This window comes from Pseudomonas fluorescens (assembly GCF_001648775.1).
GTDB lineage: Bacteria > Pseudomonadota > Gammaproteobacteria > Pseudomonadales > Pseudomonadaceae > Aquipseudomonas > Aquipseudomonas fluorescens_M.
In genome coordinates this window covers 344,799-357,730 of sequence record NZ_LVEJ01000023.1, presented here as the reverse complement: position 1 = coordinate 357,730, position 12,932 = coordinate 344,799, and the positions used below count along the sequence as shown (strand labels likewise).

The 12,932-nt window shown below is 59.9% G+C and carries 12 protein-coding genes; 6 read left to right on the top strand and 6 right to left on the bottom strand.

The window, feature by feature from the left end:
* Positions 1–105: 105 nt before the first annotated feature.
* Positions 106–570 (bottom strand): DUF2269 family protein, encoded by a 465-nt coding sequence (locus A8O26_RS21760; protein WP_064119800.1) that lies wholly within the window; start codon positions 568–570, stop codon positions 106–108.
* A gap of 99 nt (positions 571–669) precedes the next feature.
* Here A8O26_RS21760 and dinG point away from each other — a divergent pair, with 99 nt between their 5' ends.
* The 5 genes from dinG to pdxH all read left to right on the top strand — a co-directional run bounded on the left by dinG (position 670) and on the right by pdxH (position 8,646).
* On the top strand, positions 670–2,814 hold the full coding sequence (gene dinG / locus A8O26_RS21755; protein ID WP_064119799.1) for an ATP-dependent DNA helicase DinG: 2,145 nt from the start codon (positions 670–672) through the stop codon (positions 2,812–2,814).
* Positions 2,815–2,908: 94 nt separating this feature from the next.
* On the top strand, positions 2,909–5,380 hold the full coding sequence (locus tag A8O26_RS21750; protein WP_064119798.1) for a beta-galactosidase: 2,472 nt from the start codon (positions 2,909–2,911) through the stop codon (positions 5,378–5,380).
* Positions 5,381–5,602: 222 nt separating this feature from the next.
* On the top strand, positions 5,603–6,748 hold the full coding sequence (locus tag A8O26_RS21745) for a serine hydrolase domain-containing protein (RefSeq protein WP_064119797.1): 1,146 nt from the start codon (positions 5,603–5,605) through the stop codon (positions 6,746–6,748).
* Between the two features lie 113 nt (positions 6,749–6,861).
* Positions 6,862–7,974 (top strand): OmpA family protein, encoded by a 1,113-nt coding sequence (locus tag A8O26_RS21740; RefSeq protein ID WP_064119796.1) that lies wholly within the window; start codon positions 6,862–6,864, stop codon positions 7,972–7,974.
* A 24-nt stretch (positions 7,975–7,998) separates the two neighbouring features.
* Entirely contained in the window at positions 7,999–8,646 is a 648-nt protein-coding gene (pdxH, locus tag A8O26_RS21735; protein ID WP_064119795.1) for a pyridoxamine 5'-phosphate oxidase, read from the top strand.
* 5 nt (positions 8,647–8,651) lie between these two features.
* On the opposite strand, the gene A8O26_RS21730 is transcribed toward pdxH, so the two are convergent.
* Entirely contained in the window at positions 8,652–8,888 is a 237-nt protein-coding gene (locus tag A8O26_RS21730) for a hypothetical protein (RefSeq protein WP_064119794.1), read from the bottom strand.
* Positions 8,889–9,067: 179 nt separating this feature from the next.
* Here A8O26_RS21730 and A8O26_RS21725 point away from each other — a divergent pair, with 179 nt between their 5' ends.
* Entirely contained in the window at positions 9,068–9,532 is a 465-nt protein-coding gene (locus A8O26_RS21725) for a glycine zipper 2TM domain-containing protein (RefSeq protein ID WP_008086349.1), read from the top strand.
* A 74-nt stretch (positions 9,533–9,606) separates the two neighbouring features.
* Here A8O26_RS21725 and A8O26_RS21720 read toward each other — a convergent pair whose 3' ends face one another.
* The 4 genes from A8O26_RS21720 to nhaA form a co-directional block, all read right to left on the bottom strand.
* On the bottom strand, positions 9,607–9,858 hold the full coding sequence (locus tag A8O26_RS21720; protein WP_064119793.1) for a pyocin S6 family toxin immunity protein: 252 nt from the start codon (positions 9,856–9,858) through the stop codon (positions 9,607–9,609).
* A 10-nt stretch (positions 9,859–9,868) separates the two neighbouring features.
* Positions 9,869–11,062: an S-type pyocin domain-containing protein gene (locus A8O26_RS21715; RefSeq protein WP_064119792.1), complete on the bottom strand. Its 1,194-nt coding sequence runs from the start codon at positions 11,060–11,062 to the stop codon at positions 9,869–9,871.
* A gap of 208 nt (positions 11,063–11,270) precedes the next feature.
* Positions 11,271–11,540 carry a hypothetical protein gene (locus A8O26_RS21710; RefSeq protein WP_064119791.1) on the bottom strand — a complete coding sequence of 90 codons (270 nt, stop codon included), beginning with the start codon at positions 11,538–11,540 and terminating at the stop codon, positions 11,271–11,273.
* 81 nt (positions 11,541–11,621) lie between these two features.
* The gene (gene nhaA / locus A8O26_RS21705) at positions 11,622–12,809 is read right to left on the bottom strand and encodes a Na+/H+ antiporter NhaA (protein ID WP_064119790.1); all 1,188 of its coding nucleotides are present in this window, start codon (positions 12,807–12,809) and stop codon (positions 11,622–11,624) included.
* Positions 12,810–12,932: the final 123 nt, after the last annotated feature.

Genomic DNA, 12,932 nt, shown 5'->3' with positions numbered 1-12,932 from the left:
AGAGCCGATATCTCAAGTCGGGGTATTTCTTCAATATCCCCCATTCAGTCCCCTCTCCCCCGGGAGAGGGCTAGGGTGAGGGGCTTTTGATCTAATCCCCGATCTTCAAATCATCGGACGAGCCGCCGCAATCGCCACCAGCACCAACCCGACAATCAAGTTAAGCCCCACCACCCGGCGAATCCGCCCCAGCACCGCCGCACCCGTCGGCCAGTCCTTCGCTTCCACCGCTTTGCGCAACTCTGGCAGCATCAACCCCTGAATGCGGATAAACAGCGCCGTCATCACCACGTACAGCCCCATCATCACCTGCACATATTTCGGCGCGGTTTCAAACCCGACCTGCTGCAAATGCAACATGCCCACGCCGCTGATCGGCAGCAGAATCACCGCGACCCAGACCCACCGGAAAAAACCTTGAAACACTTCCACCCACAAGGTCAGGCGAGCAGGGCCGTCGAGGGCCTTCACAGCCGCCGGGCGCAGGACCATCCAGGCGAAAAACATGCCGCCGACCCAGACCAGGGCGGACAGCACATGCAGGGGGTAAACGAGGCTAAAAGGTGTCATTGGGGCACTCCGTTCTGCGCGGGATTAATTAGCGGGGTATGATAGCCGCCATCCGAAACCACTGAAAATTTATCCAGCGTTTTTTGCGCCCGACAATCCATGATCAGCACTGAACTCAAAACCACGATCCAGGGCGCCTACTCGCGTTTTCTAGAGGCCAAGAGCCTCAAGCCGCGTTACGGCCAGCGCCTGATGATCGCTGAAATCGCCAAAGTCCTCGGGGATATCGACACCGACGACGAAGGCCGGCGCAGTGGCGACCCCGCAATTGTTGCGGTGGAAGCCGGCACCGGTACTGGCAAGACAGTGGCCTACAGCCTGGCCGCGATCCCGACCGCCAAACTCGCTGGCAAGCGCCTGGTCATTGCCACTGCGACCGTGGCCCTGCAAGAGCAGATCGTCTACAAGGATTTGCCCGACCTGATGCGCAACAGCGGGCTGAATTTCAGCTTCGCCCTGGCCAAGGGCCGTGGCCGCTATATGTGCCTGTCCAAGCTCGACATGCTCTTGCAGGAAGGCCACGCGCAAACCGCTACCGCACAGCTGTTCGAAGAAGAAGGCTTCAAGATCGAGGTCGATGAGGCCAGTCAGAAGCTGTTCACCAGCATGATCGAAAAGCTCGCCGGCAATAAATGGGACGGCGACCGTGACAGCTGGCCGAATGCCCTGGAAGACGCCGACTGGGCGCGCCTGACCACCGATCACAGCCAGTGCACCAACCGTCATTGCCCGAACTTCGGCCAGTGCGCCTTCTACAAGGCCCGCGAAGGCATGGGCAAGGTTGACGTCATCGTCACCAACCACGACATGGTGTTGGCTGACCTCGCCTTGGGCGGCGGTGCGGTATTGCCGGATCCGCGCGACACCATTTACGTGTTCGACGAAGGCCACCACTTGCCGGACAAGGCGATCGGTCACTTTGCCCACTACACGCGCCTGCGCTCCACTGCCGACTGGCTGGAAACCACCGCCAAGAACCTCACCAAACTGCTCGCCCAGCATCCGTTGCCGGGCGATCTCGGCAAGCTGATCGAACAAGTGCCGGAGCTGGCGCGGGAGATCAAGGCCCAACAGCAGTTCATGTTCAGCGCCTGCGAACAAGTCGCCGATTTCAAGCCCGGTGAAGACGTCGAGGGCCGTGAGCGCCCGCGTCATCGGTTCGTCGCCGGGGTGATTCCCGAGCACATGCGCGAAATGGGCATCGAGCTGAAAAAGGGCTTCTCGCGTTTGAACGACCTGTTCACGCGCCTGACTGACTTGCTCAAGGAAGGCATGGACGGCGAGGTCAACATCGGCATCGCCAGCAATCAGGCCGAAGAGTGGTATCCGCTGTTCGGCAGCCTGTTGTCCCGCGCCTCGGGCAACTGGGAGTTGTGGAGCGCATTTACCGCCGAAGACCCGGAAGACAGCCCGCCGATGGCGCGTTGGCTGACCCTGGCCGAAAGCGGTTCGCTGTTCGACATCGAGGTCAACGCCAGCCCGATTCTGGCGGCGGAAACCTTGCGCCGCAGCTTGTGGAACGTCGCCTACGGCTGTCTGGTGACCTCGGCAACCCTGACCGCGCTGGGTACTTTCGACCGCTTCCGCATGCGCGCCGGTCTGCCGAAAAAAGCCGTCACCGCTGTCGTGCCGAGCCCGTTCCACCATGCTGACGCCGGTGTGTTGCGCGTGCCGGATCTGAAGGCCGATCCGCGCGATGCCGCCGCCCACACGGCGGCGATCATCCGTGAGTTGCCGGATCTGGTCGAAGGTTCGCGCGGCACGCTGGTGCTGTTCTCCTCGCGCAAACAGATGCAGGACGTGTTCGACGGCCTCGACCGCGACTGGCGCAAGCAAGTGTTCATTCAAGGCAACCTGTCGAAACAGGAAACCCTGAACAAGCACAAGGCGCGGGTCGATGGCGGAGATTCCAGTGTGCTGTTCGGTCTGGCCAGTTTCGCCGAAGGTGTCGACTTGCCGGGCGCGTACTGCGAGCACGTGGTGATCGCCAAGATCCCGTTCTCGGTGCCGGATGATCCGGTCGAAGCGGCGTTGTCGGAGTGGATCGAAGCCCGCGGCGGCAATCCGTTCATGGAAATCTCGGTGCCCGACGCCTCGTTGAAACTGGTTCAGGCCTGCGGGCGTCTGCTGCGCACCGAAGAAGACCGCGGCACCATCACTTTGCTCGATCGGCGACTGGTCACCCAGCGCTACGGCAAGGCGATCCTCAATGCGCTGCCGCCGTTCCGTCGTGAAATATCCTGAGACAACGGTGGGCAGTTTTGCCCGCCGCGTTGTCTATCTCTCTGCCATGCTTTTCCATTGGCCTTAGTTGGTTGTTAGGGAGAACTCCGTTCTTATGATCCGCCGTTCGTTGCCTGCCGTATTCGCCTTGATCTTCGCTGCCCCGTTGCTGGCAGCGCCTGCCGGTCAGCAGACCCTGTTCAACTTTGTGCGTCCCGCCGACGTGGTCAAAGTCACCACTGAAAACGCCGATCTGCCGCAAGCCAACGCTGAACAAACCCCGGAAGGTGAAGTGCTGCGCCGCGTGACGTTCAACCCGGTGGCGCGGCCGACCTTGCGCCTGGCGCCGCAGACCGGCGCGTGGGACTGGTCGCAGTCGGGCATGATGAGCCTGCGCCTGCAGAGCGCGATGAACTGGGCCGTGACGGTCTACGTGCAAATCCAGAGCAACAATGGCCAGACGCTGATCAGTCGCGTCGACCTGCCGGCCGGCCCGGCGCAAACCCTGTTGGTGCCGCTGGTGGCCTCGACGCCGCTGAGCCAAGGCATGAAGGCCGGGCCACCGATGCCGATGACCGTCGATGGTCAGCGCGTGTTGCTGGCCAGCAGCAGCGGTGAGCTGGATCGCAGTCAGGTGGTTTCGGTGAGCCTGTCGATGGATCAGCCGAAAGTCGCGCAGAGCTTGTTGCTCGAACGTTTCGGCGTGCAGGACGGCGATGCCGTGACCCAAGCCGTCTACGGCAATCTGGTCGACGCTTACGGGCAATCGACCCGCAGCAAGTGGCCGGAAAAAGTCGCTAGTGACGAACAACTGAAATCCGCCGCCGCCAAGGAACAGCAACAGCTGAAAACCTGGCTGGCCGAGCGCGAGAAGTCCTCGCTGGACAAGTTCGGTGGCTGGAGCAAAGGCCCGGCGTTCAAGGCCAGCGGTTTCTTCCGCACTGAAAAACGTGACGGCCGCTGGTATCTGGTCACGCCTGAAGGGCATCCGTTTTACTCGCTGGGCGTGAATACCGTCAGCCCGGACGTCAACCAGACGTACGTCGCCGGTCGCGAGTACATGTTCGAATCGCTACCGAAACCCGATGAACCACTGGCCAAACATTTTGGCGAGGGCGACAACCGTGGTGGCAACGGCGCCGATCAGGGCCGGGGTTACGGTAACGGGCGCTGGTACGACTTCTACGGCGCAAACTTGCAGCGTGTCTACGGTGAGCCGTGCAAACCGGCCGTTGAGAGTAAATCCGGGATCGCTGAAGCGGCGAAGACGCAAGCCGCGGAAACCGCTGCGGTGAAAGGCGCTGAGCCTGCCGCTGTGCCTGCTGAGCCGAAATCCGGCGTTGCTGAAGCAGCCAAGACTGAAACGGTACAAGCAACCACAGAAAAAACTGCCGAGCCGTGCAAGGCCACTGTCGATGAGCAACAGTGGGCCAGCCACACGCTTGATCGTCTGCAAGCCTGGGGTTTCAACACGGTCGGCAACTGGAGTGCACCTGAGTTGGCTGATGCCGAACGCGTGCCGTATACCTTGCCGCTGTCGATCGTCGGCGATTACACCAGCATCAGCACCGGCAACGACTGGTGGGGCGGCATGCCGGATCCGTTCGATCCGCGTTTCGCCATGGCCACCGAGCGCGCCGTGGCCATTGCCGCCCGAGATCACCGCGACGATCCATGGCTGATCGGCTATTACGCAGACAACGAGTTGGCGTGGGCCGGTCCTGGCGATGATGCGAAATCCCGCTACGCGCTGGCTTACGGCACCTTGAAAATGACCACCGACGTGCCGGCGAAACGGGCGTTCCTCAAGCAGTTGCGCGACAAGTATCGCAATCAGGCGGGGCTGTCGAAGGCGTGGGGCATTGATCTGCCGGCGTGGGAGTTGATGGAAGACCCGGGTTTCGTGCCACCGCTGCCAAGTCCTGAGCACCCGGAAATCGAGGCGGACTTCAAATACTTCCAGAAGGTCTTCGCCGATACCTACTTCAAAACCATCTCCGACTCGCTGAAATGGCACGCGCCGAACCAACTGCTGCTCGGCGGCCGTTTCGCCATCAGCACCCCGGAAGCCGTGGCGTCCTGCGCGCAGTATTGCGATGTGCTGAGCTTCAACATGTACACGCTGAAGCCGCAGGACGGTTATGACTTTGCCGCACTCGGCGCTTTGGACAAACCGGTATTGATCACCGAGTTCAATTTCGGCTCGGCCGATCGCGGCCCGTTCTGGGGCGGCGTGACGCAACTGAGCAAGGAAGAAGATCGCGGCCCGGCGTACGCCAATTTCCTCAAGCAGGCGCTGAGTGAACCGTCGATTGTTGGCGTGCATTGGTTTCAGTATCTGGATCAGCCGGTGACCGGGCGTTTGCTCGATGGTGAGAATGGTCACTTTGGTCTGGTGGGCGTGACCGATCTGCCATATCAGGGTTTTGTGGAAACCGTGCGAAAAAGTAATTTGCAGGCGATCGATCAGCTAGGTCAGGAAGCGCAAAAGGCGCCGGTGCATGAAGCTGAAGGTGGCCGCAAGGGTGAGGCTGGCAAGGGCGCCGGGGCAGGGCATGCGGGTGGGCATTCGGGGAATGGTCACTGAGTCCTTAGGCACCGCGTTATCGTTCTTCGCAAGCAGGCTTGCTCCCACACTGGATCTTGGCAGCATAAGAGATCCCCTGTGGTAGCGAGCCTGCTCGCGAAGGCGTCAGCCGCTTAAGCGAAATGTCTGAAATAACCGTCCGGCCCGCAGCTGTTCCCAAATCCCTCTGGGGCTGGAACAATGCGGGCCACTTTGTAGAGCGTTTTCGCGGGGGAGTTGCGGGTGCAGATTCAGGGACATTACGAGCTTCAATTCGAAGCGGTGCGCGAAGCTTTCGCCGCACTGTTCGACGATCCCCAGGAACGCGGCGCAGCCCTGTGCATTCAGGTCGGTGGAGAAACCGTCCTTGACCTCTGGTCCGGTACCGCCGACAAGGATGGTGCTGAAGCCTGGCACAGCGACACCATCGCCAACCTGTTCTCCTGCACCAAAACCTTTACCGCCGTCACCGCGCTGCAACTGGTCGCCGAAGGCAAGTTGCAACTGGATGTTCCGGTCGCCCGCTACTGGCCGGAATTCGCCGCTGCCGGCAAAGAATCCGTCACCCTGCGCCAATTGCTTTGTCACCAGGCCGGTTTGCCGGCGCTGCGTGAACTGCTGGCGCCTGAAACCCTTTACGACTGGCAAACCATGGTTAATGCCCTTGCGGCCGAAGCGCCATGGTGGACGCCGGGCACTGGCCATGGTTATGCCGCAATCACCTATGGCTGGCTGATCGGCGAATTGCTGCGTCGTGCCGACGGTCGTGGGCCGGGCGAATCGATCGTCGCGCGAGTGGCCAAGCCGTTGGGCCTGGATTTCCACATTGGTCTGGCTGACGAAGAATTCCACCGCGTGGCACACATCGCTCGCGGCAAGGGCAATGCCGGCGATGCCGCCGCCCAACGTCTGCTGCAAGTGACCCTGCGCGAACCGACCGCGATGACCACCCGCGCTTTCACCAATCCGCCGTCAGTGCTCACCAGCACCAACAAACCGGAGTGGCGCCGCATGCAGCAACCGGCGGCCAATGGCCACGGTAACGCACGCAGTCTGGCCGGTTTTTATGCCGGCCTGCTCGATGGCAGTCTGCTTGAAAGCGACATGCTCGAGGAGCTGACCCGCGAACACAGCCTCGGCGAAGACAAGACGTTGCTGACCCGCACCCGTTTCGGTCTGGGTTGCATGCTCGACCAACCGGACGTGCCCAACGCCACTTATGGCCTTGGCCCCAAGGCGTTTGGCCATCCAGGCGCGGGCGGTTCCATCGGTTTTGCTGACCCTGAGCATGATGTCGCCTTCGGATTTGTGACAAATACCCTTGGGCCGTACGTCTTGATGGATCCGCGCGCGCAGCAGCTCGCACGGGTGCTTGCCACTTGTCTGTAAAACCTCAATCGAGTTTCCAGGGTCGGAACCTCGGCGTGATTTTCGATTCAAAACGGCTGTTTATCCGGGCGAAAGTGCTCTGATTTTTCATTACTTCATTTTGTGGATTTTCAATGTCATCTAAAAAGACCCTCGCCCTGGCCCTGTGTGTAGCGATCACCGGTTGCGCACAGACCCCAAAAAACGATGCGGACGGCGGCAGTTGGTGGCCGTTCGGTTCTTCTGACAAAGTGGCGGCAAAAGAGCCGGCTCCGGCTCCGGCTCCGGCACCGCTGAAGCCTGCGGCCACTGCGCCAGTGGTCAAGACTGAAAGCAGCAGCCCTTGGTACTGGCCGTTTGGTTCCGATGATGAAGCTGCCAAGGCTGACATGAAGGCGGAAGTAGCGCCGGAAGCCAAGAAGCCGGTCGCCGTGGCCAAGGCTGATGCCGACACTGGCGGCAAGTGGTGGTGGCCGTTCGGCGGCAAGGATCAGCCGACCACTCAAGCTGTGCCAATGCCGGACCCGAAAGTCACCCAAGCATGGCTGGATGACTATGAGCCGCGCCTGCGTGAAGCGGTCAAGGACAGCAACCTGCAACTCGAGCGCCGTGAAAACGTCTTGGTCGTGACGGCGCCGGTCGAAGGCTCATTCAACCCGGATCGCCCGGCCATGCTGCTGCCGGTCACCCTCGGCCCGTTCACCCGCGTGGCGAAAATCCTTGAAGCCGACCCGAAAACCGCCGTGCTGGTACTCGGTCACAGCGATACCACCGGTGCCGCCCCGGCCAACATCAAATTGAGTCAGGAACGTGCCCAGGCCGTTGCCGCGATCTTCCGCCTCAGCGGCTTGCAGCGTGATCGCCTGATGTTGCGTGGTATGGGTTCCGAAGCACCGCGTGCGGCCAATGACAGTGTTGAAGGTCGTGCGTTGAATCGTCGTGTTGAACTGCTGGTGACCCCGCAAAACACCATGGTTGCCCTGCTGAGCAAATACAACATGCCTGCACCGAAGCCAGTGACCATGGTTGCGGCACAGGACGTGAAGCCAGCCGCCAAACCGGTCACTCCGGCTCCTGCCGCGAAAAAAGCCGCTGTTCCGGCAACCAAAAAGGCTCCGGTGAAAAAAGCGGCTGCCAAGGCCCCAGCTAAAAAGGCCCCGGCCAAGGCTCCAGCGAAGAAGACCGTGCCAGCCAAAGCCGCCGCGACCGACAAGAAAGTCGCCGCAGCCGATACCACCAAGAAGTGATCCGCTAACGAAAAGGAATGCGCCATGACCCAGGCTCTGGCAGATATGCGTCGTGATTACACCCGGGATGGTTTGACGGAGGCGCAAGCCCCGGCCGAGCCGTTTGCGCTGTTCCACCAATGGTTCGCTGACGCGGTGAAAACCGAACAGGCACCGGTGGAAGCCAACGCCATGACCCTGGCCACGGTCGACAAGGATGGGCGACCGCACTGTCGCATTCTGCTGCTCAAAGGCCTGGACGAGCAGGGCTTCACCTTCTTCACCAATTACGACAGCGCCAAGGGCCAGCACCTGGCGGCCAACCCGTTTGCCGCGATGACCTTCTTCTGGCCAACCCTCGAGCGTCAGGTGCGCATCGAAGGGCGGGTAGTGAAGGTCACGCCTGAAGAGTCCGATGCGTATTATCAGGTGCGGCCACTGGGCAGCCGCCTCGGCGCCTGGGCATCACCGCAGAGCCGGGTGATCAACGGGCGCGCTGAGCTGGAAGACTTGCTCAAGGCCACCGAGCAGCGTTTCTCCGACACGCAACCCGACTGCCCGGAACACTGGGGCGGTTACCGTTTGCTGCCTGAGCGCATCGAGTTCTGGCAGGGCCGTCCGAGCCGTCTGCACGATCGCCTCAACTACCGTGTGCAGGGCGCCGACTGGATTCTTGAACGTCTGGCACCCTAAGCAGTCTACCGAGCGGGATAGCCTGCCGCAGCGGCCTCAAGCCACTTCGGCAGATCCCGGCGCTTGATTTTCCGCGCCTGCGCGTTCGCCAACTGTTCGAGCATGAAGGCGCGTTTGTCTTCGTCCTTGCCGGCCAGCGACAACGCCAGATCGCGATCCATCCAGCGTTTGATCCGCACGTACAACCACCCGTGGAAGTACAAACCGGCGACAGTGGTGACGACGATGATGAAGTAATCCATGAAAATCCTTGGTGTCAGTGGCGCAGAATCGGTCATTTGGCGCTACTGTAGGGGCTATGTCAGGGAAAGCTGCGGGCGTCTGTACCGCGCCTGAATGAAAGCCAATTTATCCGGGCTGCGTCGTGACAGGCGTCAAGCAGCGGAGTTTAATGAATATATGTTCCTTTGGAGTTGATGCTATGCGTAAGTCTGTTCTGCTGGTTGCTTCCTTTTCCACGATGGCGATGTTGCTTACCGGCTGCCAATCGAGCCTGACCGGTGACTCCTACTCCCGTGACGAAGCGCGTCGCGTGCAGACGATTCGCATGGGCACCATCGAATCCCTGCGTCCGGTCAAAATCGAAGGCACCAAAACCCCGATCGGCGGTATCGCCGGTGCAGCGGTGGGTGGCGTCGGCGGCAGCGCCATCGGCGGCGGCAAGGGCAGCATCGTTGCTGCGGTCATCGGTGCAGTGGCGGGCGGCCTGATCGGTTCGGCAACCGAAGAAGGTCTGACCCGTACCCAAGGCGTGGAAATCACCGTGCGTGAAGACGACGGCAGCATGCGTGCCTATGTGCAGCAGGTTCAGGAGAACGAAGTGTTCCGCGTTGGCGAACGCGTGCGCATCTCCACCGTTGGCGGGACCAGCCGCGTTTCGCACTAAGCGGAATTCAGGGTAAAGAAAAACCCCGATCAGGTGACTGGTCGGGGGTTTTTTATTGCTTACAGCGAGGTGAGTCAATAATCGGCGCATGTTCCCATGAAGTACTCTAGTCCCTTCGGGAAGCTAACGTTAAGAAGAACTTCCAGCGCAGTTATCTGATCCGAGCTCAACATTAACTCGCCGGGCTCCAGTTCGTTCAAGGGCTTGGACTCGATCAGTTGTGCGACCTTTTCATTCATTTCGCTGCCGGTGACGTCCAGCTCGAATTGCATTGAATTATCTTGGACGTCATCAGGATAGAAGCCGGTTATGGAAAGGTAGAGCATATGTCAGTCCTTAATTTCTCGAGGTTTTTCTATCTGGCTCTGCTGGCCCGGTTTGTTCACCTGTCAGGTGATTGAACTCACCCAAATGAGTCGTTCCCAGTTTGTCGTATTTTTCTACAGCATTACTTTTGTAATCCCACTCATATATTCGACCTTTGCGGTCGACCCAGCGTGCTCGCTGCTTTCCGCCACCTTGAACCGATGACTTTGACTTCACTCTAATCGCATCGGGGAACGCAGGAAGTGTTTTTGGGTGGCCGTAGTAAGCGTGGTCTCTAGCCCGACTGACAACGATATAAATCGGCCGAACCAATGAGCCTGGTGGAAACACTAGAATAAAATCCCGATAATCCGGCGGATAAACCGGATTTACCAGAATTCCATCCGCCGCTCTCGTCGGCGGATACACCCAGATATGCGGCGCTTGCGGTGCAGCCTCCAGCGCGGGGATGCCGAGGATGTCGGAGCCATCCACAGCCGGCGTCCAGATCAGTTCCACACCTTCGCCCAAGTCAGCAATGAACTGGCTGTCACGCAACTTGAACTGCACGACATCAACCATTTCCCAATCGCGATTCTTGCCGGTGTAGAAGCCGTAGCCCTTCAGGCTGCCGTCGGCCTGCTGTTCGATCCTCAGTCGAACACGGGTTCGCGCCTGTTCAAGTCCACGCAGTTGATCGTCGGTATAGAGCGCGCTGTCACCAAGACTCGAGGGCATGAACAGCGCAACCAAACCAACCAAAGGTGCAACAGCCGCGCTTGATACAGCAGCGGGCAGTGTTTCAAACACCGAACCCGCCAACGCCAGACTGCCAAACCCGGCCGGAATGGCTGCTGCACCGATTTTCTTGAGAGGGACGCCGCCGCTTTCATCAGCCTCCCGCGCGCCCAGCAGGATCAGGTCGCCGTAATCCTTCAGGCTGTCGGTCGGCACCATCCCCGAAGGATTGGAGTAATCGATGATCGCATCCGGCAATTTGCAGGATTTGGCAAATACACAGCCAGCCCGAATGGGATCGGCTTTTTTGACCGCTACCTCACGGCTGCGCTCGAAAGCCTCCTGCCGCGCCAGCATGGCGTCGTAAGCGTTTTGTCTGGCGTCGCGTTCGGCCAGTTCAGTGGCCGACATGTAGCGGTAAGTGACGTGATGCCCGTCGCCTTGCGGTGGGTTTTGAACCCGGGGAATGTCCTTGTTGCCAGCCACTGATCGTCCTTTCGTTCATCCATCGACAGCCCTTCGCAAAGGGCTGCGCAACGTTAACGAAGCAGGAAAATGGTGGCTGTAGGACGCGTCTCTAACGACGTGGGGATTAGTCGCTGTGTATCAATTCCAAGCAAACGTGGGGGGATTTTTTGATTGAAGTCTTTTTCCTGAGTCGTTCGGCCTGCGACTATCCATATTCTCGGTGTGCTCAACAAGTAACCTGTTTTAAGGATTTGTTGATGTGCAGGCGAGTTCCGCGTTTCAGGTTTCCGTAGTCACCGAGTGCGCGCATAGCAACAGAGCTCTCGGCTGTCACTTCAAACAGGTGACCACCTTTAGCCACGAGGACTGCAGCGCCATTGGCGAGCGCAATCTTATAAGCGTTGCTGAATGCCTTCCGAGCGATCTCAGGAATCCGCGATTCCTGAACGGAAATCTGATCGTCCGTCATTGGGTGTTTTTCTGCTTTACGTGACATAGGTGACTCCGGAAACGGTGCTGAGAAGGTTCAGAGCCAAGCCCCTCTCTAGAGAAGGGCTTTGATTTTCTATGAAGCGTTTCAGACGTTTTGCAGAGTGCTCCGGCGACTCGCCGCCGCCGTCACCGCATAACCAATCAACGCCGCCAGAATCGAGCCGGTCAAAATGCCCATCCGGTCCATCCCGGCGTAGTCGCTCACGCCGGGCTCAAAGGCCAGCGAACCGACGAACAGGCTCATGGTGAAGCCGATGCCGCAGAGGATCGCTACGCCCATGACCTGGCCCCAGTTGGCGCCTTGGGGCAGGGCGGCGATGCCGGTTTTGACCGCGAGCCAGGTCAGACCGAACACACCGACGGTCTTGCCCAGCAGCAGGCCGACCGCAATGCCCATCGGCACGTGATGGGTGAAGCTTTCTACGGTCACACCGGTCAGCGACAGGCCGGCGTTGGCGAAGGCGAACAGCGGCAGAATGCCGTAGGCCACCCACGGGTGCAGCGCATGTTCGAGGGTCAGCAGCGGCGACGGCTCGGCGTTTTTCGTGCGCAGCGGGATGCAGAAGGCCAACGTCACGCCGGCCAGCGTCGCGTGCACTCCGCTTTTGAGTACACAAACCCAGAGGATCAGACCGATGATCATGTAGGGCCCAAGTTTGACCACCCCGAGCCGGTTCATCGCCACCAGCGCGGCGATGCACGCTGCCGCGAGGCCCAGCGACAGGGTCGAGAGTTCGCCGGAATAGAAGATCGCGATGATCACGATGGCACCGAGGTCATCGATGATCGCCAGGGTCATCAGGAACAGTTTCAGCGATACCGGCACACGCTTGCCGAGCAAGGCCAATACGCCGAGGGCGAAGGCGATGTCGGTCGCGGTCGGAATCGCCCAGCCATCAAGGGCTGCCGGGTTGTCACGGTTGAGGAACCAGTAGATCAGCGCCGGTACCAGCATGCCGCCGATCGCTGCCGCGCCGGGCAGGACGATTTGCGAGGGCTTTGACAGTTGGCCGTCGAGGACTTCGCGCTTCACTTCCAGGCCGATAAGCAGGAAGAACATCGCCATCAGACCGTCGTTGATCCACAGCAGCAGGGGTTTAGCGATTTTCAACGCACCGATCTGCGCCACCACCGGGGTGTCGAGCAGGCCGGTATACAGCCACGACAGTGGCGAGTTGTTGATAATCAGCGCCAGGATGGCCGCAGCGATCAATAACAGACCGCTGGCAGCTTCCAACTGAAAGAAACGCGTGAAAGTGCTACGCAGAGGCAAGGTCGCTCTCCATCGAATCGTCAAAAAGGTGGGACACCCTAACCCGTACTGTTAGTTGTTAAAACAAAAGTTATATTCTTTTTTGTTATATGTCGTTACAAGGCGTCTAGCCCAAGCCACGCT

What these genes read in the sequence shown, in the direction of transcription:
- A8O26_RS21710 (WP_064119791.1), bottom strand. Translation starts at nt 11,540, where the DNA reads ATGTCACGTAAAGCAGAAAAACACCCAATGACGGACGATCAGATTTCC.
- A8O26_RS21740 (WP_064119796.1), top strand. Translation starts at nt 6,862, where the DNA reads ATGTCATCTAAAAAGACCCTCGCCCTGGCCCTGTGTGTAGCGATCACC.
- A8O26_RS21720 (WP_064119793.1), bottom strand. Translation starts at nt 9,858, where the DNA reads ATGCTCTACCTTTCCATAACCGGCTTCTATCCTGATGACGTCCAAGAT.
- A8O26_RS21760 (WP_064119800.1), bottom strand. Translation starts at nt 570, where the DNA reads ATGACACCTTTTAGCCTCGTTTACCCCCTGCATGTGCTGTCCGCCCTG.
- A8O26_RS21730 (WP_064119794.1), bottom strand. Translation starts at nt 8,888, where the DNA reads ATGGATTACTTCATCATCGTCGTCACCACTGTCGCCGGTTTGTACTTC.
- pdxH (WP_064119795.1), top strand. Translation starts at nt 7,999, where the DNA reads ATGACCCAGGCTCTGGCAGATATGCGTCGTGATTACACCCGGGATGGT.
- A8O26_RS21750 (WP_064119798.1), top strand. Translation starts at nt 2,909, where the DNA reads ATGATCCGCCGTTCGTTGCCTGCCGTATTCGCCTTGATCTTCGCTGCC.
- dinG (WP_064119799.1), top strand. Translation starts at nt 670, where the DNA reads ATGATCAGCACTGAACTCAAAACCACGATCCAGGGCGCCTACTCGCGT.
- A8O26_RS21725 (WP_008086349.1), top strand. Translation starts at nt 9,068, where the DNA reads ATGCGTAAGTCTGTTCTGCTGGTTGCTTCCTTTTCCACGATGGCGATG.